The sequence below is a fragment of the Cupriavidus sp. PET2-C1 genome (assembly GCF_054515855.1).
Map to the genome: position 1 here is coordinate 648,367 of NZ_CM137259.1, position 21,704 is coordinate 670,070.

Annotated in this window: 19 protein-coding genes; 6 read left to right on the forward strand and 13 right to left on the reverse strand. The window is 67.0% G+C overall.

The window, feature by feature from the left end; all coding sequences use genetic code 11:
- Positions 1-15 precede the first annotated feature (15 nt).
- From glyS to ACX12D_RS02990, 10 genes are all read right to left on the reverse strand, one after another.
- Positions 16-2,148 (reverse strand): glycine--tRNA ligase subunit beta, encoded by a 2,133-nt coding sequence (gene glyS, locus ACX12D_RS02945; protein WP_459372861.1) that lies wholly within the window; start codon positions 2,146-2,148, stop codon positions 16-18.
- A 36-nt stretch (positions 2,149-2,184) separates the two neighbouring features.
- Positions 2,185-2,841 (reverse strand): hypothetical protein, encoded by a 657-nt coding sequence (locus ACX12D_RS02950; protein WP_441637950.1) that lies wholly within the window; start codon positions 2,839-2,841, stop codon positions 2,185-2,187.
- On the reverse strand, positions 2,838-3,788 hold the full coding sequence (gene glyQ, locus ACX12D_RS02955) for a glycine--tRNA ligase subunit alpha (protein ID WP_441637952.1): 951 nt from the start codon (positions 3,786-3,788) through the stop codon (positions 2,838-2,840). Before glyQ ends, ACX12D_RS02950 begins: the two co-directional genes overlap by 4 nt.
- Positions 3,789-4,268: 480 nt before the next feature.
- The gene (gene lnt / locus ACX12D_RS02960; RefSeq protein ID WP_459372863.1) at positions 4,269-5,876 is read right to left on the reverse strand and encodes an apolipoprotein N-acyltransferase; all 1,608 of its coding nucleotides are present in this window, start codon (positions 5,874-5,876) and stop codon (positions 4,269-4,271) included.
- Positions 5,873-6,745, reverse strand: a complete 873-nt coding sequence (locus ACX12D_RS02965; RefSeq protein ID WP_459372864.1) for an HlyC/CorC family transporter — start codon at positions 6,743-6,745, stop codon at positions 5,873-5,875. Before ACX12D_RS02965 ends, lnt begins: the two co-directional genes overlap by 4 nt.
- A gap of 466 nt (positions 6,746-7,211) precedes the next feature.
- A complete protein-coding gene (gene ybeY / locus ACX12D_RS02970; protein WP_459372865.1) occupies positions 7,212-7,964 on the reverse strand; it encodes an rRNA maturation RNase YbeY in 753 nt (250 codons plus the stop codon).
- 14 nt (positions 7,965-7,978) lie between these two features.
- Complete coding sequence (locus tag ACX12D_RS02975) at positions 7,979-8,974, reverse strand: PhoH family protein (RefSeq protein WP_459372866.1); 996 nt, start codon at positions 8,972-8,974, stop codon at positions 7,979-7,981.
- Positions 8,975-9,004: 30 nt separating this feature from the next.
- Positions 9,005-10,357 (reverse strand): tRNA (N6-isopentenyl adenosine(37)-C2)-methylthiotransferase MiaB, encoded by a 1,353-nt coding sequence (miaB, locus tag ACX12D_RS02980; RefSeq protein WP_459372867.1) that lies wholly within the window; start codon positions 10,355-10,357, stop codon positions 9,005-9,007.
- A gap of 94 nt (positions 10,358-10,451) precedes the next feature.
- The gene (locus ACX12D_RS02985) at positions 10,452-10,832 is read right to left on the reverse strand and encodes a hypothetical protein (RefSeq protein ID WP_459372869.1); all 381 of its coding nucleotides are present in this window, start codon (positions 10,830-10,832) and stop codon (positions 10,452-10,454) included.
- A gap of 136 nt (positions 10,833-10,968) precedes the next feature.
- Positions 10,969-12,657, reverse strand: a complete 1,689-nt coding sequence (locus tag ACX12D_RS02990) for a ClcB-like voltage-gated chloride channel protein (protein ID WP_459372870.1) — start codon at positions 12,655-12,657, stop codon at positions 10,969-10,971.
- A gap of 307 nt (positions 12,658-12,964) precedes the next feature.
- On the opposite strand from ACX12D_RS02990, the gene ACX12D_RS02995 reads away from it, so the two are divergent.
- Positions 12,965-14,635 (forward strand): DEAD/DEAH box helicase, encoded by a 1,671-nt coding sequence (locus tag ACX12D_RS02995; RefSeq protein WP_459372871.1) that lies wholly within the window; start codon positions 12,965-12,967, stop codon positions 14,633-14,635.
- A gap of 33 nt (positions 14,636-14,668) precedes the next feature.
- Positions 14,669-15,730, forward strand: coding sequence for a serine/threonine protein kinase (locus ACX12D_RS03000; RefSeq protein ID WP_459372872.1), 1,062 nt, complete (start codon positions 14,669-14,671; stop codon positions 15,728-15,730).
- A 30-nt stretch (positions 15,731-15,760) separates the two neighbouring features.
- On the opposite strand, the gene ACX12D_RS03005 is transcribed toward ACX12D_RS03000, so the two are convergent.
- The gene (locus tag ACX12D_RS03005; protein WP_441637972.1) at positions 15,761-16,198 is read right to left on the reverse strand and encodes a universal stress protein; all 438 of its coding nucleotides are present in this window, start codon (positions 16,196-16,198) and stop codon (positions 15,761-15,763) included.
- A gap of 259 nt (positions 16,199-16,457) precedes the next feature.
- On the opposite strand from ACX12D_RS03005, the gene ACX12D_RS03010 reads away from it, so the two are divergent.
- From ACX12D_RS03010 to ACX12D_RS03020, 3 genes are all read left to right on the forward strand, one after another.
- Positions 16,458-16,619, forward strand: coding sequence for a hypothetical protein (locus ACX12D_RS03010; protein WP_183034477.1), 162 nt, complete (start codon positions 16,458-16,460; stop codon positions 16,617-16,619).
- A 294-nt stretch (positions 16,620-16,913) separates the two neighbouring features.
- Positions 16,914-18,431, forward strand: coding sequence for a M20/M25/M40 family metallo-hydrolase (locus tag ACX12D_RS03015; protein WP_459373914.1), 1,518 nt, complete (start codon positions 16,914-16,916; stop codon positions 18,429-18,431).
- An 82-nt stretch (positions 18,432-18,513) separates the two neighbouring features.
- Positions 18,514-18,933 carry a carboxymuconolactone decarboxylase family protein gene (locus ACX12D_RS03020; protein WP_459372873.1) on the forward strand — a complete coding sequence of 140 codons (420 nt, stop codon included), beginning with the start codon at positions 18,514-18,516 and terminating at the stop codon, positions 18,931-18,933.
- A 273-nt stretch (positions 18,934-19,206) separates the two neighbouring features.
- Here the strand turns inward: ACX12D_RS03020 and ACX12D_RS03025 are convergent, their stop codons facing one another.
- Together ACX12D_RS03025 and ACX12D_RS03030 are read right to left on the reverse strand one after the other, a co-directional pair.
- Complete coding sequence (locus ACX12D_RS03025; RefSeq protein ID WP_459372874.1) at positions 19,207-19,407, reverse strand: hypothetical protein; 201 nt, start codon at positions 19,405-19,407, stop codon at positions 19,207-19,209.
- 117 nt (positions 19,408-19,524) lie between these two features.
- Entirely contained in the window at positions 19,525-20,466 is a 942-nt protein-coding gene (locus ACX12D_RS03030) for a LysR substrate-binding domain-containing protein (protein WP_459372875.1), read from the reverse strand.
- A gap of 264 nt (positions 20,467-20,730) precedes the next feature.
- Between ACX12D_RS03030 and ACX12D_RS03035 the strand changes: the two genes are divergently transcribed.
- A complete protein-coding gene (locus tag ACX12D_RS03035; protein ID WP_459373915.1) occupies positions 20,731-21,687 on the forward strand; it encodes a Bug family tripartite tricarboxylate transporter substrate binding protein in 957 nt (318 codons plus the stop codon).
- Positions 21,688-21,704 lie beyond the last annotated feature (17 nt).

Sequence of the window (21,704 nt, forward strand, 5' to 3'; positions counted from 1 at the left end):
GTGGTGCCGGGCCGCTTACGCGGCCAGCTTGGAGATGTCGGCCACGCGATTGGCCAGCACGTGCAGCGAGGCCAGCAGCGCGAGCCGGTTGGCGCGCAGCTGCGGGTCTTCGGCCATCACCATGACATCGTTGAAGAACTGGTCGACCGCTTCGCGCAGTTGCGCCAGGTCGCGCAGCGCGGTGGCGAAGTCGCCATTGGCGAAGGCGGCATCCACTTGCGGACGCACGCTTTCCACCGCCTTGTGCAGCGCGCTTTCGGCAGCTTCCTGGAGCAGGGCCGGCTGCACCGTGCCTACGGGCTCGGTGTTCTTGCGCAGGATGTTGGTGATGCGCTTGTTGGCCGCGGCCAGCGCCTCGGCCTGGGGCAGGGCGGCAAAGGTGCGCACCGCTTCCAGGCGGGCCAGGATGTCGTCCAGGCGCTGCGGGCGCAGGCTCACCACGGCTTCGACCTCATGGGCGGTGTAGCCCTTGTCCTTCAGGTAGCCGCGCAGGCGGTCGTAGAGGAAATCTGCAATCGCGGCTTGTGCGGGCTTGACCGCGGCAACACCGGCAAAGGCTTGCTGGGTGAGTTCCAGCAGCGCGTCGATCGACAGCGGCAGCGGGGTTTCGACCAGCATGCGCAGGATGCCCAGCGCGTGGCGGCGCAGCGCGAACGGGTCCTTCTCGCCGGTGGGCGACAGGCCGATGCCCCAGATGCCGACCAGCGTTTCCAGCTTGTCGGCCAGCGCCACGGCCAGGCTCACGGGGTTGCCCGGCAGTGCGTCGCCGGCAAAGCGCGGGCGGTAGTGCTCCGAGCAGGCCAGCGCCACGCTCTGCGCCTCGTCGTCGTGGCGCGCGTAGTACGTGCCCATGGTGCCTTGCAGTTCCGGGAATTCGCCCACCATGTCGGTCAGCAGGTCGGCCTTGGCGAGTTCGGCGCCACGCATGGCGGCTGCCTTTTCCACGGCAATGCCGGCTGCGGCCAGCGCGTCGGCGATGTGGCCGGCGATCTGCTGCAGGCGCTGCACGCGGTCGAGCTGCGTGCCGATCTTGTTGTGATAGACCACGTTGGCCAGTTGCGGCACGCGCGAGGCGAGGGTCTTCTTGCGGTCCTGGTCGAAGAAGAATTTGGCGTCCGCCAGGCGCGGGCGCACCACGCGCTCGTTGCCGCTGATGATGGACTCCGGCGTATCGGTGGCCAGGTTGGAAACCACCAGGAAGCGGTTGCGCAGGTGGCCGGCGGCATCGGTCAGCGCGAAGTATTTCTGGTTGGTCTGCATGGTCAGGATCAGGCATTCCTGCGGCACCTCGAGGAAGACCTCCTCGAAGTGGCAAGGATAGACCACCGGCCATTCCACCAGCGAGTTGACTTCGTCGAGCAGCGCATCGGGCATCACGACCTGGTCGGCGCCCGCCTGCTCCAGCAGCGCGGTGCGGATGCGCTCGCGGCGATCCGCGTAGCTGGCCAGCACGTGGCCTTGCGACGCCAGCACGGTGGCGTATTCGCCCGCATGCGCGATCTCGATCTCGCCGCTGGAGAGGAAGCGGTGGCCGCGCGTGGTCCGGCCCGCTTGCAGCCCCAGCACGCTGAGCGGCACCACCTCGGTGCCAAGCAGTGCGATCAAACCGTGCGCGGGGCGCACGAAATGCACCGTGCTGCCGTCCGGGCGCTGGTAGCTCATCACCTTGGGGATGGGCAGCTTGGCGATGGTGTCGTCCAGCGCCGCCTGCAGTCCGGCGCCCAGTTCGGCGCCGCGCGCGGTGTAGCAGTAGAAGAAGGCGTCGGCCTTGCCGTCGGAGGCGCGCTCCAGGGTTTGCCAGTCGATCGCCTCGACGCCCACCGATTTAGCCAGGGCGGCCAGTTTCTTGGCCAGCGGGGCGGTGGGCTGGCCGCTGGCGTCCAGCGCCACGGTCAGCGGCAGCACTTTTTCGCGCTGCTCGCGGTCGGGCGCGTTACGGCGCACTTTGGTGACCAGCGCTGCCAGCCGGCGCGGCGTGGCGAACGCGGTCACGGCGGCGCCGTCACCTACCAGGCCACGCTCGGAGAGGCCGGCGAAGAGGCCCTGCGCGAAGGCGTCGCCCAAGCGTGCCAGCGCCTTGGGCGGCAGCTCTTCGGTGAGCAGTTCGATCAGCAGCGTATCGTTCGAATCGGTCAGGAGTTGCGACATGAATCGTTTCCAACAAGTTGTGGCACGCGCTGCGTTTTAGCAGCGCGGTGCAATAGTAGGTTCTACGCCGGACAACAGCCACAGGCCGTTTTGCTGGCGGAATTGCAGCGTGGTTGCTACGCACTGCGTGTCTGCGCTGGTGCCATTGGTGCCGTTGCCCGCGCTGCTGCCACGGCCGCCGGGGGCGGGACGGGGCGCGAAGAAGCGGGCATCGAGGCGGCGCAGCCGCTTGTCGTAGCGGATCTCGTCGATGCGGCCGCTCACCCAGAAGTCGATCCTGGGCGGCAGCTGCGCGGCCGAGTAGTACGTTTTGATCTGCCTGCGCACCCGCCCGTTGACCGTCTCGGTCTCAATCCACGAGAGCGGGTAGCGGATCGCGCTTTCATAGGCGCGCAGCGGCACGCGGTGCCAGCCCAGGTCCTTGGAGCCCGAGAGATCGCACGAGAACGTGCGCACCAGCTGGGTCCATTGGTCCAGCGAGTTGTTCGGGCCGAAAGCGCCATGCCAGTGCCGGTCGATTGCCTGCTGCAGGGCCTGCGGATTGGCCTCGCACACATTGGACAGGTCGGCCGGCAGGTACAGCACCTGCGGGCTCGGCATCGGCGCGGTGGCCCGGGCGGCGCCATGCGCCCCCAAGGCCAGCAGCGCCAGGGCAGCGCCTCGGCATAGCGCGCTGCGCGCTGTGCGGGTCATGCGGTGGCCTCGCGGTCGCACATCGGGAAGCCGAGCGACTCGCGCGAGTCGTAGTAGGCCTGGGCCACCAGCCGCGACAGGTTGCGGATGCGGCCGATGTAGGCCGCGCGCTCGGTGACCGAGATCGCGCCGCGCGCATCCAGCAGGTTGAATGTGTGAGCGGCCTTGAGCAGTTGCTCGTAGGCCGGCAGCGCCAGGCGCTTGGCGACTTCGGCCGGTGCGTCCTGCTGCGTGGCTTCGACGGCACCCATCAGGCGCTTGGCCTCGGACTCGTACTCGGCGAAGTGGCGGAACAGGATCTCGGTGTTGCTCTGTTCGAAGTTGTAGGTGGATTGCTCCACTTCGTTCTGGTGATAGACGTCGCCGTAGGTCAGGCGGCGCGTCTTGCCGTTTTCTTCCCACTCGGTCCACACCAGGTCATAGATGTTCTCGACCTTCTGCAGGTACATCGCCAGGCGCTCGATGCCGTAGGTGATCTCGCCGGTGATGGGCTTGCAGTCGATGCCGCCAACCTGCTGGAAGTAGGTGAATTGCGTGACTTCCATGCCGTTGAGCCAGACTTCCCAGCCCAGGCCCCAGGCGCCGAGGGTGGGGTTCTCCCAGTCGTCCTCGACGAAGCGGATGTCGTTTTGCTTAAGGTCCAGGCCCAGCGCTTCCAGCGAGCCGAGGTACAGCTCCAGGATGTTCTCGGGGGCTGGCTTGAGCACCACCTGGTACTGGTAGTAGTGCTGCAGGCGGTTGGGGTTCTCGCCATAGCGCCCGTCCTTGGGGCGGCGCGACGGCTGCACATAGGCGGCTCGCCACGGTTCCGGGCCGATCGCGCGCAGGAAGGTGTGCACGTGCGAGGTGCCAGCGCCGACCTCCAGATCGATAGGTTGCAAGAGTGCACAACCCTGCCGGTCCCAGTAGGCCTGCAGGGTGAGGATCATTTGTTGGAAGGTCAGCATAGGCGAAGACTAGTAAGGGCCTGCACGCAGGCCAGCAAGCAAGGGTGGACCGCGCGGCGGCAAAGTTGCCGCGGCGCTTCACGAAGATCGTGCCAAACCCTGAATTCTATCGGTTTTTTTGCCGCCGCCAGCCATCGGCACGGCCCTTGCATAGGTCAGGGCGTCCAATCCCGCCCGCGGGGCTGGCATGTGGTGTCGGCGTTTTGCAACGAATCGGGTAAACACCGAAGGGTGCTAAAGGCCTGCCGGATACTGGCCGTTAGTGTTTTTGTATACAGTATTAGGCAGAGCTGTGCATAACAGCCGCAACCGTTTGAATCAATCCAGTTACGGGGACACCGGTCATGTCGCTACTTTCTCGCAAGCCTTATCTCGTCGCCATCGCAGTGATGATTGCCGCCGCCTTGGTCTCGGCCGTAGCGGCGTCGGCCTGACGACAGGCCTGGCAATGGGGCCGGCGCAAGCCGGCCCGGACTGCCGTCAGCCTTGCCGGCGGCGGCGCCAGGCCGCCAGTGCCAGCACCAGCAGGCATGCCGCCAGCGCCGGCACATTGCCCCAACGCACGTAGGGGGTGAAACCCTGCGTGCCCTGCACATTGGCGGTGAGCGTGCCGACGGTGAAGGTCGGCAGTTGTCCTGCCACCACGCCGTCCGGCGTTACCACGGCCGTCATGCCGGTATTGGTCGAGCGCAGCATCGGCCGGCGCGTTTCCAGCGCGCGCATGCGTGAGATCTGCAGATGCTGGTCCAGCGCGATGGTGTCGCCGAACCACGCCAGGTTGGTCACGTTGGCCAGGATATTGGCCGGCACCTTCTGGCTGCGCAGGGTCTCGGCGATTTCCTCGCCGAACAGATCCTCGTAGCAGATATTGGGTGCCACCAGGATGCCGCGCACGGGCAGCGGCGTCTGGTCCAGCCCGCCGCGGCGGAAATCCCCCAGCGGCATCTTCATCATGTCCACGAACCAATGGAAGCCGAAGGGAATGAACTCGCCGAACGGCACCAGGTGGTGCTTGTTGTAGCGGTACAGCCGTTCGGTCAGCGGGCCCAGGCCAAAGACGCTGTTGGTGAAATCGACCGGTGAATCCGCGCCGGCGGCGCCGAACAGCACGGTGGTGCCGCTAGCCACGGTGAAGTCGCGCACCGCGATGGCGATGTCCACCGGCAGGTCCTGCAAGATCACCGGGAACGCCGTCTCCGGCGTCACCACCAGATCCGCCGGGGCGGCGGTGATCAGGTCACGATAAAGCTCGAGCGAACGCTGCACGCCGACCGGCTCGAACTTGATGTCCTGCGCCACGTTGCCCTGCAGCAGCCGCACCGAAATGGGCTTGCCGGCAGGCGTGGTCCAGGCGATCGGCACCAGCGCGGCGCCGGCCAGCGGCAGCGCCACGGCGGCCGCCAGGGCGATCGCGCCGGCACGCATGCCGCGCGGGTTGGCGTGCTCATCCTGGCGACGGGCAAAGCCGCGCACGGCGGCCACCAGCAAGGCGGCCACGGTCGCTGCCAACGCGCCGATGCCATAGACGCCCACCAGCGGCGCGAAGCCGGCCAGCGGGCCATCGGTATGGGCGTAGCCGCTCGAGAGCCACGGAAAGCCGGTGAAGATCACGCCGCGCACCCATTCCGACAGTCCCCAGGCCGCCCCAAAGGCGAGTGGCGTGAGCAGTGCCAACGAGGTTGTCCGCGTACGGCGGGCAGTCAGCCAGTGCCACGTGGCTGCGGCCAGTGCCGGATAGAGCGAGAGGAAGGCGCCGAACAGCAGCACGGCAAGCATCGCCATCCACGCCGGCATCTCACCATAGACGTGCATGCTGATATAGAGCCACCAGATGCCGGAGAGGAACCAGCCGAGGCCGAAGGCGTAGCCGGTGGCGGCCGCGCCGCGAGTGCGCGGCGCGTCGGCGACCAGTGCCACCAGCCCCGCCAGCGACAGCAGTTGCAGCCACCACCAGGTGTGCGGCGCGTAGGCCTGGGTATGGGCCACGCCCAGCACGGCAGCCAGCAGCAGGCGCGGCAGGCTCACGCGGCGCGCGTCGTCGCGTCCGGCGCTTGCGGCGCCGGACCATGCCTGGACAACGCGCTTCATACGCCGTCCACGTCGGGCGGGGTGAGCGGGGCCTCGCGGCGCACCAGCATCAGGTGCGCCTGGCGGGCGTCGGCGCGCAAGACTTCGAAGCGCATCGGCGGCAACACCACCACTTCGCCACGATGCGGCACGTGACCCAGGTGGTTGCTCAGCAAGCCACCCACGGTATCGACGTCGTGATCCGAGAATTGCGTGCCGAAGGTTTCGTTGAACTGCTCGATTTCGGTCAGTCCATGCACGCGCCAGCTGCCATCGGGCAGCGGCACGATGTTGTCATGGTCTTCGTCGAGGTCGAATTCATCCTCGATGTCGCCCACGATCTGCTCCAGCACGTCCTCGATGGTGACCAGGCCGGCGACGCCGCCGTACTCGTCCACCACCATGGCGATGTGGTTGCGGTTGATGCGGAAGTCGCGCAACAGGATATTGAGGCGCTTGGACTCGGGAATGAACACAGCCGGGCGCAAGGTCTCGCGCAGGTCGAACTCTTCATCGGTGTAATACCGCAAGAGGTCCTTGGCGAGCAGGATGCCGATGATGTTGTCGCGGCTGCCTTCATAGACCGGAAAGCGCGAGTGCGCTGTCTGCCGCATGAAGGGGATGAAGCTCTCCGGCGCATCGGCGATATTGACGGTGTCCATCTGGCCACGGGGGACCATGATGTCGCGCGCGGTGAGTTCGGATACCTGGAACACGCCTTCGATCATGGAAAGCGAGTCGGCGTCGATCAGGTTGCGCGCATGCGCATCCTGGAGCACCTCGAGCAATTCGGCACGGGAGTCGGGCTCCGGAGAGATGAAATCCGAGAGCCGTTCGAGCAGGGATCGGGGACGGTCGGCTGACTTCGAACTGGGATAAGGGTCGTTCATGGCGCGACGAGCGCGGGGTGGATATCGGTTGAAGGATACACTAAATGGGTTTGGGGGCTGTGACTTGGGGGTGACGGGGGGAGGTTTGGCGGGGTTTTGGGGAGGTTTGAAACTGCAACTTCAGCTGCTTAACGTCAGGGGCAACTGCAACTGCAACTGCAACTGCAACTGCAACTGCAACTGCAGTTTCACCACCCCTGCGGGGCGGCGACCTACTTTTTTGTCTTGCCAAAAAAGTAGGCAAAAAAGGCGCGCCGGATGGGGCGACACCCCCTCGGGCTTCGGCGAAAAGAGCGGCCGGGACCCGAACTCGCATCGCCTTAAGGCGATACTCAGACATGGGTCCCTCTTTTCCGCTCTTTTCGCCGAAGCCCGAGGCGCCCCATACGGCCTGGGCACACCTTGACGGCTCGCTTCGCATCGCGCTGGGGTGATTCCCGCCTTTGGGCGGGAATCACGGCTACAGCTAGTCTTTGATTTTGGCGTTGCCGTTCGCCAGGTACGGATCCGGGAAGCCTAGGGCTTGCAGCGTTTCCGTCTCGATGGCTTCCATCTCTTCCGCTTCGCCGTCTTCCTCGTGCTCGTAGCCCTGTGCATGCAGGACGCCGTGCACGATCAGGTGGGCGTAGTGCGCTTCAAGCGACTTTTTCTGCTCGCGGGCTTCCTGCTCCACTACCGGGCAGCACAGCACGATGTCGCCGCTGACCGGGTCGGACTCGTGCTCGGCATAGGCGAAGGTCAGCACATTGGTCGCGTAGTCCTTGCCGCGGTAGCTGCGGTTCAGGCTGCGCCCTTCTTCTTCGCCGACAAAGCGGATGGTCAGCGTGGCATCGGCGTACAGCGCGGACTTGGCCCAGGTCTGGACCTTGCGCTGGGTCGGCAGGCCGCGCTGCCCCTTGATGCCTTCGCCATATTGCAGTGCCAGTTCCAGGGATGGCGGCGTGGCGGGTGTGCCGGTGGTGGTGACCGTCGGCGTGGCGGTAACGGCGACCGACAGGGCGTCGTGGTTGTCCGGGCGCACCAGCAGGCCAGCCTGCTGGCGGTCGTCGGTGTGCTCGGCCAGCAGCGCGACTACGCCGTCGGCGGCTTGCGACAGGTCCACGGTGATGCTGCGCCCGTCAGGCAGTTGCACGCGCAGGGCGTGCGCCTGGGTCTTGCGCGCGCGGCCTTCGGCGTCAAACAGGGTCAGGCTGGCGGGGGAGGAGGATTTTGCGTTCACGATTGGGCGTTGGATTAAGCGTCTCGGTGTTGAGCGTGATATTCGTCATAGGCATCGACGATGCGCGCCACCAGCGGGTGCCGCACCACGTCGGTGCTGGTAAAGCGGGTCATGGCCACGCCGCGCACTTCACGCAGCACGTGCTGCGCTTCCACCAGGCCGCTCTTCTGCCCGCGTGGCAGGTCGATCTGGGTGGTGTCGCCGGTGATGACCGCCTTGGAGCCAAAGCCGATCCGGGTCAGGAACATCTTCATCTGCTCGGGCGTGGTGTTTTGCGCCTCGTCCAGGATGATGAAGGCGTGGTTCAGCGTGCGCCCGCGCATGTAGGCCAGCGGCGCGACCTCGATCATCTGGCGCTCGAACATCTTCTGCGTGCGGTCGAAGCCGAGCAGGTCGTAGAGCGCGTCGTACAGCGGGCGCAGGTAGGGATCGATCTTCTGGGCCAGGTCGCCGGGCAGGAAGCCCAGGCGCTCGCCGGCTTCCACCGCCGGTCGCGTCAGCACGATGCGCTTGACCGAATCGCGCTCGAGCGCGTCCACGGCGCACGCCACCGCCAGGTAGGTCTTGCCGGTGCCGGCCGGGCCGATGCCCAGAGTGAGGTCGTGCGCCAGCACGTTGCGCAGGTAGTCGCGCTGCATGGGCGTGCGCCCGTGCAGGCCCGCGCGGCGCGTGTGCAGCACGGGGGATTCGTCATCCTCGCTCGCGGTATCCGCGCTCGCGCCGTCGGGCACATAGCCGCCGTGCGCGGCGACCTGGCGTGCCTCGACCAGGCCGAGCTGCACGTCGTCGATCGACAGGGCGGTGCGGGCGTTGTTATAGAAGCGCTCGAGGGCCGCCGCGGCGTCGCGGGCGTAGGTGCCGCGCACGGTCATGCGATGGCCGCGGCGCTGGATGGTGACGTCGAGCGCTTGCTCGATCTGGCGCAGGTTCTCGTCAAGCGGCCCGCACAGGTTCTGCAGGCGGGTGTTGTCGTCCTTGGGGGCGACGAATTCGGCTGAAGGGATTTTCATCTGGGTACGAGTGGCTGCATCGGGCGAGGGTTACTGGCGCACTACGATTTCCCCGCGCAGCGAATGCGGGAAGGCTTCGGTAATGGCCACGTCCACCATTTCGCCGACCATGCGGTCGCGGCTGGCCTGGGGCACGCCCGGCAGCGCGAAGTTCACCACGCGGTTGTTCTCGGTGCGGCCGTGCAGCTCGGTCGGATCCTTGCGGGCCGGGCCTTCCACCAGGATGCGCTGCACCGAGCCGACCATGCCGGCGCTGATGCGCTGCACGTTCTCCTCGATGGTGGCCTGCAGGCGCTGCAGGCGGCGCAGCTTGACCTCGTGTGGCGTGTCGTCGGCCAGGTTGGCCGCCGGCGTGCCGGGCCGCGGGCTGAAGATGAACGAGAACGACGTGTCGTAGCCGATCTCCTCGATCATCGCCATCAGCTTTTCAAAGTCCGCCTCGGTCTCGCCGGGAAAGCCGATGATGAAGTCGGATGACAGCGACATGTCCGGGCGCAGCGCGCGCAACTTGCGGATGATGCTCTTGTATTCCAGCACGCTGTAGCCGCGCTTCATCGCCATCAGGATGCGGTCTGAAGCGTGCTGCACCGGCAGGTGCAGGTGGTTGACCAGCTTCGGGCAGCGCTCGTACATCTCGATCAGGCGCGGGGTGAATTCCTTCGGGTGGCTGGTGGTGTAGCGGATGCGCTCGATGCCTGGGATCTCGGCCACGTATTCGATCAGCAGCGCGAAGTCGGCGATCTCGCTGGTGCCGCCCATGGCGCCGCGATACGCGTTGACGTTCTGGCCCAGCAACGTGACTTCGCGCACGCCTTGCTCGGCCAGCCCGGCGACTTCCGCCAGCACGTCCTCGAACGGACGTGAGACTTCCTCGCCACGGGTGTAGGGCACCACGCAGTAGCTGCAGTACTTGGAGCAGCCTTCCATGATGGAGACAAAGGCGCTCGGGCCTTCCACGCGCGCCGGCGGCAGGTGGTCGAACTTTTCGATCTCGGGAAAGGAGATGTCCACCTGCGAGTGGCCGGTCTGCTGGCGTCGATTGATCATGTCAGGCAGGCGGTGCAGCGTCTGCGGGCCGAACACCACGTCGACATAGGGCGCGCGCTTGACGATGGCGGCGCCTTCCTGGCTCGCCACGCAGCCGCCCACGCCGATCACCAGGTCCGGCTTGACGGCCTTGAGCGCCTTCAGGCGGCCCAGTTCGGAGAACACCTTCTCTTGCGCTTTCTCGCGCACGGAGCAGGTGTTGAAGAGGATGACGTCCGCTTCTTCCAGCGTGTCTGTCTTCTCCATGCCCTGGGCGGCATGGAGCATATCGACCATCTTGTCCGAGTCGTACTCGTTCATCTGACAGCCGTAGGTTTTGACGAAGACTTTTTTCATGGTGCCGATCTCAGTGGTTGACCTGGGGGCATCAGGGTTTTATGGGGACGAAAGATGTCCGGGCCTCGGCGCGCCGCCGCGCCCCGGACTACGACTATTGCGCTGCTTTTTGTTCCTGCTCGGTCAGCACCCAGGCCGTCAGCAACTGGCCGTAGAGGTCGAGCTTGAACCGCACCGGCAGCTTTTGGCCGGCCACCGCTCCGATGGGCAGCAACTGGTTGTCCGTGCCGAACAGCCGCAGGCCCGGCGCCACGCCAACGGTCTTGCCGTCCAGCGTGGCCGACTGCGGCGCGCTGGGCGACGGCGCGGCGAGCACCAGCTTGGCCTTGGCCGCGTCCGCTGGGATCACGCGCAACGCCTGCTGCGCATACGCCGTTGCCGGCAGCAGCGCAGCGGGCAAAGCAAGCGATGCAGCTAGCAAGGTGGCCCGGGCCAAAACGAAAAGGGCAGGGCGCGTGGCACGGTTGGCTGGCATGGAGGCTCCGGCAGAAACGGTTCGGAAAACGAAAACGAAAGCGAAAGCGGAAAACGAAAGCGATTCGGGTCTTCGCTTCGGCGGCGCGGACCGGGCAACCTAATATTCTACCCGGTCGCCCGCCGGCCGCGTGGGGCTAGAACAGCCCGGATGCTTCCTGCAGCACACGCTGCTTGGAGACCGTGCCCATCAGCTCGCGCCCGGCCGCGTCGCGGATCAGCGGGATCCGGTTGAGCGCGTGATGCGTGAATAGCCGCAGCGCGTCGGGCAGCCGCGACTCCGGCGTCAGGGTGGGGAAATCGCGCTCGCACAGCGCCAGCAGGCCCGCGCGCGGCCGCTCGCGCAGGGCACGTTGCACCGCATGGATCGACAGCGCGCCCAGCAGGCAGCCGTCCGGCCCAACCATATAAAGATAGCGCGTGCCGGTCTCGGCGAACTTGTCGCTGGCCTGCTCGAGCGTGGCCTCGGGGCCGATGACGGTGTCGGTGGTGTCGCATAGCCCGGCCAGCGTCAGCGCCCGCGCGCGCTCCGCGGCGGCGGATGCCTGGGTGCGCTCCGCCACCACGCTGTACAAGGACAAGGTCTGGCAGCGCGATGCGGTGTAGTAGGCCGCCGCCGCGCCGATCATGCCCGGCAGCAGCAGCGCCGGGGCCAGCGTCATCTCGAACACCATCAGCACCGACATCAGCGGCGCCTGGCTGGTGGCGGCCAGGAAGGCGGCCATGCCGACCAGCGGCAACAGCGGCGCGCCGCTGCCCCCCGGCACGGCGGGAGCCAGCAGTTGCCCGAGCGCCGCGCCGACGAACAGCGAAGGCGTGAACACGCCGCCCACCGCGCCCGAGCCCATGCTGAGCACGGTGGCCAGCAGCTTGGCCAGCAATACCGCCGCCAGCGATACGCTCAAGGGGTGCCCCTGCAAGATCGACTGGATGGTGTAGTAGCCGTTGCCGACCACCTCGGGCACCCAGATCGCCAACACGCCCACCATCGCACCGCCCAGCGCCAGGCGCGGCACCAGGCCGCCCGGCACCCGGGCAAAGGTGCCCTTGGCCAGGCTGGAGGCGCGCATGAAGAGGGCGCCGGACACGCCGGCCAGCACGCCGAGCAAGGCCGCCGCCAGCAGCATGGGCGGATGCAGCAGGTCGGCGGGCACGGTCAGGCCGGGATAGAGCGGCTGCAGGCCACCATGTAGCTGGCTGACCACCGTGCCCGCCACGGAAGCCAGGAACAGCGGCATCAGGCGCTGCACCGCCACCGCGCCAAAGACCACCTCGGCCACGAAGACCGCCGCCGACAGCGGCGTGTGGTACACCGAGGCCAGCCCGGCGGCCGCCGCGCAAGCCGTGAGCATGCGCCGCAGGTTGGTGTCGCCGTCCGGCCCGCTGCCGCCGCGCGCGGACGGAAACACCGATCCGCACAGGGCCGCGAGCTGGATCATCGCGCCTTCCTTGCCCACCGAGCTGCCGGTGACGATGGAGCAGAACGAAGACAGCGCGCGCAGCAAGGTGATGCGTACCGGCAGGCGCCCGGTGCCGCTGGCAACCGCTTCCATATAGTCGGAGACGCCTGGCTGCGCGGCGTTGAGCTTGGCTGCCGCCGTCAGCAGCAAGCCCGCGATCACGCCGCCAAGCGTCGGGATCGCCACCCGCCAGATCAGGGCGAGGCCCGCGAATACCGTGACGATATCGGCATGCGTGCCAAACATCACATAGCCGCTAGCGTCCAGCGCCTCCTTGAACAGGGTGGTGACAACGGCTGCGGCAATCCCTACCGGGATGGCGGTAAAGAGGGTGACTTCCTGGTCTTCGATGAACCTGAACCGCATCGTCTCGGCATCCGGGGGCTGGGATGGGCCGGGCCGGGCCGGCGCGAGCCCGCGCGGTGCGTGGGCGCGCCCAGGCAGGGGCCGGGCGGGGAATGGCCGCCATCATAGCGCAGCGGCGCGCGCGTCCCTCGGGGCGCAGCGCGCGCGTGAAAGCGCCAGGCTGGTACACTAGCGGTCTTTCCTCCTAAAGAAGCGGGGGCAGTCGCCTCGCTTCGCCGGTCGGTATTTCCGGTTTTCGGTTTTCTCACTCACGTCGCCCCCGCGATTGGCGCACCACATGCGCAAAGGGCGGCCGAAGCGTCAATTCATGTCTTTTTCCGAACTTGGCTTGTCCGACAAGCTTATGCGTGCCGTGGCCGAACAGGGCTATACCACGCCGACTCCGATTCAAGCGCAGGCGATTCCCGCCATCCTGAAAGGGGGCGACCTGCTTGCCGGCGCGCAGACCGGCACCGGCAAGACGGCCGGCTTCACGCTGCCGCTGCTGCAACTGCTGTCCGAATCCTCGGCCGGCCGCGAACCCGCACGTGGACAGCGCCTGCCGGTGCGCGCACTGGTCCTGACCCCGACCCGCGAACTGGCGGCGCAGGTGGAAGAAAGCGTCCGTAACTACGGCAAGTACCTCAAGCTGCGCTCCATGGTGATGTTCGGCGGCGTGGGCATCAACCCGCAGATCGAACAGCTCAAGCGCGGTGTCGATATCGTGGTGGCCACGCCCGGCCGCCTGCTTGATCACCTGTCCCAGCGCACCATCGACCTGTCGCACGTGGAAATGCTGGTGCTGGACGAAGCCGACCGCATGCTCGACATGGGCTTCATCCACGACATCCGCAAGATCCTCAATGTCTTGCCGCCGAAGCGCCAGAACCTGCTGTTCTCGGCCACCTTCTCCGATGAGATCCGTGGCCTGGCCGACCGCCTGCTGGACAACCCCGCCTCCATCGAAGTGGCGCGCCGCAATACCACGGCCGAAACCGTGGCGCAGCGCGTCTACCCGGTGGACCGCGAGCGCAAGCGCGAACTGCTGGCCCACCTGGTGCGCGAGAACGACTGGCACCAGGTGCTGGTCTTTACCCGCACCAAGCACGGCGCCAACCGCCTGGCCGAGCAGCTCGACAAGGACGGCCTGTCGGCATTGGCGATCCACGGCAACAAGAGCCAGTCGGCCCGCACGCGCGCGCTGACCGAGTTCAAGGCCGGCACGCTGCGCCTGCTGGTGGCTACCGATATCGCCGCGCGCGGCATCGACATCGATCAACTGCCCCACGTGGTCAACTACGACCTCCCCAACGTGCCCGAAGACTACGTGCACCGTATCGGCCGTACCGGCCGCGCCGGCGCCGAGGGCGAGGCGATCTCGCTGGTCTGCGTGGATGAAATCTCGCTGATGCGCGATATCGAACGGCTGATCAAGCGCCAGATCGAGCAAACCATCTTGCCGGGCTTCGAGGTCGATCCGAGCATTCCGGCCGAGCCGATCCAGAAGGGCCGGCAGGCACGCGGCCAGGGCCAGGGCAATGGTGGTGGTGGCCGTGGCCGCGGCCAGGCACCCGCCGGCGGCCAGCCGCGCGGCCGCGCACCGGCAGCGGAAGCTGGCGAGCGCCAGCAACGTCCGGCACGCGCGCCGCAAGGCCGCAGCCAGGCTCCCGCCGCCGCCGATGGGCAAGGCCAGCGCCGCGCGCCGCAGGCACAGGGCCAGCGCCCGGCGCAGGGCAGCGGACGACCGGCTTCGGCCGGGCAAGGCAGCCCGCGTAACGGTCAGGCCAATGGCAACCGCACTGGCGAGGCCAACGGCAACCGTGCCGCCGGCAATGGCAATGGCAACCGCGATCGCAATGGCGACGTCAACGGCAACCGCGCCGGTGCCGACACCCATGTCGCGCAGCCGCGCACCGGACAGGATCCGGCCGCACGCGGTCGCCGTCCGGCGCCGCAAGCCGCGTTGCTGGGCGGCCAGCGCGCCAAGCCCACGCGCTAATTCCACAACGTTCCTCAACGGCTGCCACGCGCAATGTCCAGTTCAGGGTTTGACCTTCAGGTGCCCGGCGACGGCGGCACGCTCACCAATGCCGATGGCGTGCCCTACGCCAGCCTCACGCCGGACCTGATGCTGGATGCGATGGAGGCCGCCGGTTTCGAGCCGGACGGCCGCCTGCTGGCGCTCAATAGTTATGAGAACCGGGTCTGGCAGGTGGGGATCGAAGGCAGCGCGCCGGTGGTGGTCAAGTTCTACCGCCCCGGCCGCTGGAGCGACGCGGCCATTCTGGAAGAGCACGCTTTCGTGCGGCAACTGGCCGACGCCGAGATTCCGGCGGTGCCGGCCATCGCGCGCGACGGCGCCACGCTGCTGGCGCACGCGGGTTTTCGTTTCGCGGTCTTTCCCCGCTGCGGGGGGCGCGAGCCGGAGCTGGATCGTGCGGACACGCTGACCTGGCTTGGCCGTTTCATCGGCCGCATCCATGCGCTCGGCGCCACGCATCCCTACCAGGCACGCCCCACCATCGACGTAGACACCTTCGGGGTGGCCCCGCGCGACTGGCTGCTGGCGCAAGACTGTATTCCCCTGGAACTGCGCCCGGCCTGGCAGGCGGTTGCCGATCTCGCCGTGGATGGCGCTCGCCGTTGCTTCGAGCGCGCGGGTGATGTAGCGCAATTGCGGCTGCACGGCGATTGCCATCGCGGCAATGTGCTGTGGATCGAGGAGTCCCATGTGGGTTCGCGCCCGCCCGGGCCGCACTTTGTCGACTTCGACGATAGCCGCATGGGGCCGGCGGTCCAGGATCTGTGGATGCTGCTGGAAGGCGACCGCGCCGCCCAGCAGGGCCAGATGGCCGACATCCTGGCCGGCTATGAGGATTTCGCGGAATTCCAGCCGCGTGAGCTTTACCTGATCGAGGCGCTGCGCACGCTGCGCCTGCTGCATTACAGCGCCTGGCTGGCCAGCCGCTGGCGCGATCCGGCCTTTCCGGCGGCATTCCCGTGGTTTGGGACTGCCCGCTACTGGCAGGACCGCATCCTCGAACTGCGCGAGCAGGTCGCGCTGATGGACGAGCCGCCGCTCTGGCCGGTCTGACCCGGCACCGGCCAGCCCAGGCCGGCTGCCTTACTTCTTGCCCGGGGCCTTGACCAGGACTACCGGGCACGGGGCGTGCGCCAGCACCCGTCCCGCCACCGAACCAATCACCGCATCGAAGAACGAGCCGCGGCCGTGCGTGCCCATGACGATGCCGCGTGCGTCGACGCTGGCGGCGTAGGCGACGATGCGTTCCGGCGCAAAGCCGTGCAGCGCGTGTTGCTCGAAGGCGATGCCCGCGGCGCCGAGGATGTCGGCCACGGACTGCATGGCCTTACCGCTTTCCTCCTGATGCCAGGCGTCGATGGTTTCCTTGCTGACGAAGGCGCGTACCTGTCCGGTGACATCGGGCGTCACATGGACCACATGCACGGTAAAGCCGCCTTGCAGCAGTTTGCCTTCGGCGATGAAGCGGGCGGCCGCGTCGGAAAAGGGCGAACCGTCGGTGGCGAGCACGATGTTGGTCATGGCGGCTATCTCCTGTAATGGCTGTGATCGTTGTCGGCATGGCGGCCCCCGCCGGGGTGGCTCGGGGGCGGTCACCAGGGTCATCATGGCACCCTGCGGGCAACCTTGCCTGGATCCAGATCAAGTCGGGCGCAATCGCCGGCGCCTTCCACGGGTCTTCCATTTTCCCGTTTTGACAGTTTCTTTGCACCGTGCCGTGGCATCTCAGCGCCTTTTTGATGTGTGGAAATCTACGCTGCAGATAGGACAACTCTGTCGGATGTTCCGGCTTGCCGCCATGTGGATCTACTATCGGTTGGCGATCGGCGCGCTGGCCATGCTCGCGCTGATCCTGCTTTTTGCCATGGAATTCGGGCTGGCCAGTGCCATTGCGCGCCGCGAGGAGGGCTTTTCGCAGTCACCCGACGAGCAGGGCCCCTGAGGGCGCCCGCGCGCTGCCTGGCCCGATGAAGGCGCGCCGCCAGGGGCACCGTGCGTGGACAAGTTGCATGTAGCGGTTCAGACTGCCGGTGCGGGCCGCGCGGCTGTCTTGCGGCCCGCCCGCCGTATCCGTCGCCATGCAATTTCCTATCCAACAAGAGCCATGAGACTACGTTCCCTTGCCCGCGCGCCTGGCGGCGCGCCGCATCGCGCCCCCCTGCATACCCGTTCCCGCATCTTCCGGTCCCCCTTGCACAGCGCCGTCCGCGCGACCGTGTGCGGCACCCTCGGCGCCATGCTGCTGGCAGCGGGCGCGCATGCCGCCACGCTCGACGGCGTGCAGCTGCAGCAGCAGGCCGACCAGGCCGCGGCGCGCAGTTACCGCGAATGGGTCGAATTGCTGGCCCTGCCCAACGACGCCACCGTGCCCGCGGATATCCAGAAGAACGCGGACTGGCTGGTCAAGGCCTTCGCCCGGCGTGGCTTCCAGGCGCGCGAGCTGCCCAATAACGGCAAGCCGATGGTCTACGCCGAATATCCCGCCAGCACGCGGCAAAGCGCTGGCCCGCGCAAGACCGTGCTGTTCTACATGCATTTCGATGGCCAGTCGGTGACGCCGTCGCAATGGGCGCAGCCCAGCCCGTGGGAGGCTACGCTCAAGGCGCGCAGCGCCGATGGCAAGTGGGAAACGCTGCCGCTGGACAAACTCTATGCCGGCCAGGTCGATCCCGAGTGGCGCGTGTTCGGGCGTTCGTCGTCCGACGACAAGGGTCCCATCGTGATGTTCCTGGCCGCCATGGATGCGCTCAAGGCCGCCGGGGTGGACCCTGCGGTCGATATCAAGGTGCTGCTGGATTCCGAAGAGGAGAAGGGATCGCCGTCGCTGGGCAAGGTGATCGCGGACAACCTGGCGCTGCTGCGCAATGACGGCATGGTGATCTTCGATGGCCCCATGCACCAGAGCAACCAGCCCACGCTGATCTTCGGCAACCGCGGCGTGCTGCTGGTGCAGCTCAAGGTGTTCGGCGCCAGCCAGGGCCTGCACAGCGGCCACTATGGCAACTATGCCGCCAACCCCGCGCAGCGGCTGGCGAACCTGCTCGCCACCATGAAGGACGATGACGGCCGCGTCACCATTGCCGGCTACTACAAGCAGGTAAAGATCGATGAACGCGCACGCCGCATCATGGCCGCCGTGCCCGACGACGAGGCCGCGCTGCGCCGCCGCCTGGGCATCGCGCGCGCCGAGCGCGTTGGTGCCAACTACCAGGAGGCCATGCAGTACCCCACGCTGAACGTGCGCGGCATGGCCGCCGGCGACGTGGGCGAGAAGGCCCGCACCGTCATTCCGGAAGTGGCGGTGGCCGATATCGATATCCGCACCGTGCCGGAGACCAGCCCGGAATCCCTGTTCGCCCTCGTCAGGCAGCACGTGGAAAAACAGGGCTACCACCTGGTCAAGGGCGAGCCCACCGACGACGAACGCGCGCGCTATCCCAAGCTTGCCTCGGTCACCGCGGGCGAGGTCTCGGCCTCCAGTTCCGCCGCGCGCACGGACCTGTCGGCGCCGATCAGCCGGTGGCTCACTCAGGCCATGCAGCAGTCCTACGGCAAGGCGCCGGTGCAGATCCGCATGATGGGCGGCACCGTGCCGACCGGCGCAGCGGTGAAGGCGCTGCAGTCGCCGTTCGTGATCGTGCCGCTGGTCAATGCGGACAATAACCAGCACAGCTACGACGAGAACATGCGGCTGGGCAACTACCGCGACGGCATCCGTACCGTGATGGGCATCCTGCAGACACCGTTCAAGTAAGGCGCAACGCCGCAGGCGCCGCGCATCCACCAGGACGCGGCGTGCCTGCCCGATGGCCCATGCAATCAGAGGAGATAGCAAGATGACGCAAGCCCAGCAAGACCCTGCCGCCTACACGCAAACGCCGGCCTTCGAAGCCGGCCGGCAGGTACGTTCGGAAGTCATGGGAGAACAATACGTGCAGCGCGCGTTCGACGCCGCGCAACAGCAGGGCGATGTCGGCCTGCAGCAACTGGTGACGGAGTTCGCCTGGGGCACGGTGTGGACGCGTGACGGCCTGGACCGCAAGCAGCGCAGCCTGGCCACGGTATCGATGCTGATCGCGCTCAACCGGCCGCAGGAACTGGCCGGCCATCTGCGCGGCGCCCTGGCCAATGGCGTGACGCCGCAGGAATTGCGTGAGCTGGTGGTGCACAGCGCAGTGTACTGTGGCTTTCCGGCGGCGCTGGACGCCGGGCGCAAACTGGCCGAAGTGCTGGAGGCTGCCAACGTGAAGGGCTGAGCGGGCGGTAGCAGGCGCGGCAGGCCTGGGGCAGGTGCACGGCCGTTTCGGACATCCGGAATCATGCCAAATGCGCGGTGCTTGCCTTGCCAGCGCTCAACCGCTCAGGCGCGCAAGTGTGTCATCCCTAACGCTGCAGCGCCTGCGCGGCGAAGGTCACGAGGTAGCCGCTGCCCAGGCAGGCGGCGATCCATCCGGCGAGGATCAGGGCGGTGTCTTTGACGGTCATGATGCGTTCCTGCTGTCTGTGCTTCCTGTGCAGCGCTTGCTTGCTCACACGGAGAAACCGAACGGATAGTCGTGCTTGACCGTGCGCGCGCCATCGGTGTAGGCGTCGGCCGAGCGGTGCACGTAGCCGTAGTTGTCGCCGGCGTGGGTGCCGCTGGTGTCCGCGGCAAAGGCGGAGTTCAGGGAGAGCAGGGCCGTGCCGGCAATGGCGGCAGCGAGGAACAGGCGCGCGGTGGTAATTCTCATGATCTATCTGCCTTGTTGAAATTGGGAGAATATGTTCCGTCTCCATGTGACAAAGGATAGATCTGGCACGGGATCGATAAGGGCCCTTGTATCGTATTTGATGTTCAAATTTTCTGATTAAACGTCCTGTGCAAGCCCCGGGGCCCGCCCCGAGGCCTGCCGTGCCGCGAAATCCTGCGCCGCCGCCAGCAGCCAGGTCCGCAGGCGCGACATCGCATCGCTCATCGGCCGCGAGTCCGGTGCCACCAGGTAGTAGGCGCGCTGCGAGCGCATGGCCTGTGCTACCGGCATCACCAGCAGGCCCAGCGCCAGGTACTCCTCCACCAGGAAGCGCGGCACCAGGCCTACGCCCAGCTTGGCGCGGGCGGCGCTGATCACCATGCTGTGGTGGTCATAGCGCGTGCCACGCATGGCGTTGACGTCGCCCACGCCGGCCGCTTCCATCCAGTTCTTCCAGTCCAGCCGGCGCGTCGACAGGTGCAGCAATGGCGCCTGCGCGATCCGCTGAGCGTTGACCGGCCCCTCGCCGGCAAACAGCTCCGGATGGCAGATCGGCACCGATTCTTCGTCGAACAGCGGGTCGGCGCGGCCGCCCGGATAGTTGGCTTCGCCATAGTGGATAGCGGCGTCGTACGGCGTGCCGTCGAACAGGAACACATCCGCTTGCGCGCTGAAGTTGACCACCACCTGCGGATGCTGTGCGTAGAACGCGGGCAAGCGGGGGATCAGCCATTCCACTGCCAGGGTCGGCACACAGGCCAGTTCCACGATGCCGCCCGCGCCCTCGTGCGCCATGATGTCCAGCGTGTCGCGCTGCAGCTTTTGCAGGCTTTCCCGTACCTGGTAGCCGTAGAGCGAGCCGGCCGGCGTCAGGCTGACGCGCTGGTTGGCGCGGTGGAACAGCGCCACGCCGAGCTGGCTTTCCAGCGTGGCGATCTGGCGCGAGACGGCGCTCTCGCTCAGGCAGAGCTCCGCCGCGGCCCGGCGCAGGTTCTGGTGGCGGGCCGCGGCTTCGAAGGCGCGCAGGCTGCTGAGGCTGGGAATGCGGGAGGCGCTCATGGGGCGAGTGGCAAGGGGCGGTTGACTTAGGCATCTCACCGGTACCCCAGCTTGATGCATGAAAGTCATCATCCTATGCGTAAATCTCGCTTGATGTAAAAAAGTTGATGACTAAAAATGCCGAACTCCCGGAATGTTGCCTATCGGCCCTTCCGGCGTTCCCCGCCCCCCAAGAGACAAGAGACGGGACATCACAACCAATAAGGAAACGAGGAGACCGGCATGAATCGACTGCTTCGCATCATCGGCCATTGCGGCATTTCAATGGGTTTGCTGGCCGTGACCGCGGCCACGGCTAGTGCGGATGACTTCCCTAACAAGCCGGTCCGCATCATCGTGCCGTACCCGGCGGGCGGCACCACCGACATGGTGGCGCGCATGATCGGCGACCAGCTCACCGTGATGTGGAAGCAGCCAGTGCTGGTGGACAACCGTCCCGGCGCCGGCGGCATTGTTGGCACCGGCGCGGCGGCCAAGTCGCCGGCGGATGGCTACACGCTGCTGATGGGCTCGGTCGGCGAGTTCGGCATCAATCCCACGCTGTACAAGAAGCTGCCCTATGACGCCGCCGCGGACTTCGTGCCCGTGTCGCTGGTGGCCAAGGTGCCCAACGTGGTGGTGATCTCGCCGGCGTTTGCGGAACGCGCCCGCGTGACCACGCTGGCGGAGTTCATCGCCTACCTCAAGGCCAATCCCGCCAAGGTCAACATGGCCTCGGCCGGCAACGGCACGTCGACCCATCTGGCGGGCGAGCTGTTCCAGCGCATGACCGGCACGCAGATGAGCCATGTCGCCTACAAGGGCAGCAGCCCGGCGCTGGCCGACCTGATGGGCGGCAGCGTCGACGTGATGTTCGACAACCTGCCCGCATCGATCCAGTTCGTCCGTGCCGGCAAGCTCAAGGCGCTGGCGGTCACCTCCGCAGCCCGGTCGGCGGCGCTGCCCAATGTGCCCACCGTGGCAGCGGCAGGGCCGGTCGAAGGCTTCGACGCCAGCCCGTGGTTCGGCCTGTTCGCACCCAAGGGCCTGCCCGCCGCGATCGCGCAGAAGATCAGCCGCGACCTGGCACGCGCCACCAGCGATCCCGCCATCCAGGCCAAGCTGCGCGAGCAGGGCGCCGAGCTGGCACCGAACTCGCCGGAAGCGTTCGCCGAACTGGTGCGCAACGATCGCCGCAAGTGGGGTGAGATCGTCAAGCTCTCCGGCGCCACCGTCGACTGATCGACCGATCGACCGAT

Bases quoted from the DNA above. Each gene is read 5' to 3' on its own strand.
- ACX12D_RS02995 (WP_459372871.1), top strand. From the start codon at position 12,965: ATGTCTTTTTCCGAACTTGGCTTGTCCGACAAGCTTATGCGTGCCGTG.
- glyS (WP_459372861.1), bottom strand. From the start codon at position 2,148: ATGTCGCAACTCCTGACCGATTCGAACGATACGCTGCTGATCGAACTG.
- ACX12D_RS03000 (WP_459372872.1), top strand. From the start codon at position 14,669: ATGTCCAGTTCAGGGTTTGACCTTCAGGTGCCCGGCGACGGCGGCACG.
- ACX12D_RS03010 (WP_183034477.1), top strand. From the start codon at position 16,458: ATGTTCCGGCTTGCCGCCATGTGGATCTACTATCGGTTGGCGATCGGC.
- miaB (WP_459372867.1), bottom strand. From the start codon at position 10,357: ATGAAAAAAGTCTTCGTCAAAACCTACGGCTGTCAGATGAACGAGTAC.
- ACX12D_RS03035 (WP_459373915.1), top strand. From the start codon at position 20,731: ATGGGTTTGCTGGCCGTGACCGCGGCCACGGCTAGTGCGGATGACTTC.
- glyQ (WP_441637952.1), bottom strand. From the start codon at position 3,788: ATGCTGACCTTCCAACAAATGATCCTCACCCTGCAGGCCTACTGGGAC.
- lnt (WP_459372863.1), bottom strand. From the start codon at position 5,876: ATGAAGCGCGTTGTCCAGGCATGGTCCGGCGCCGCAAGCGCCGGACGC.
- ACX12D_RS03005 (WP_441637972.1), bottom strand. From the start codon at position 16,198: ATGACCAACATCGTGCTCGCCACCGACGGTTCGCCCTTTTCCGACGCG.
- ACX12D_RS02965 (WP_459372864.1), bottom strand. From the start codon at position 6,745: ATGAACGACCCTTATCCCAGTTCGAAGTCAGCCGACCGTCCCCGATCC.
- ACX12D_RS03015 (WP_459373914.1), top strand. From the start codon at position 16,914: ATGCTGCTGGCAGCGGGCGCGCATGCCGCCACGCTCGACGGCGTGCAG.
- ACX12D_RS02985 (WP_459372869.1), bottom strand. From the start codon at position 10,832: ATGCCAGCCAACCGTGCCACGCGCCCTGCCCTTTTCGTTTTGGCCCGG.
- ACX12D_RS02950 (WP_441637950.1), bottom strand. From the start codon at position 2,841: ATGACCCGCACAGCGCGCAGCGCGCTATGCCGAGGCGCTGCCCTGGCG.
- ACX12D_RS02975 (WP_459372866.1), bottom strand. From the start codon at position 8,974: ATGAAAATCCCTTCAGCCGAATTCGTCGCCCCCAAGGACGACAACACC.
- ACX12D_RS03020 (WP_459372873.1), top strand. From the start codon at position 18,514: ATGACGCAAGCCCAGCAAGACCCTGCCGCCTACACGCAAACGCCGGCC.
- ACX12D_RS03025 (WP_459372874.1), bottom strand. From the start codon at position 19,407: ATGAGAATTACCACCGCGCGCCTGTTCCTCGCTGCCGCCATTGCCGGC.
- ACX12D_RS02990 (WP_459372870.1), bottom strand. From the start codon at position 12,657: ATGCGGTTCAGGTTCATCGAAGACCAGGAAGTCACCCTCTTTACCGCC.
- ACX12D_RS03030 (WP_459372875.1), bottom strand. From the start codon at position 20,466: ATGAGCGCCTCCCGCATTCCCAGCCTCAGCAGCCTGCGCGCCTTCGAA.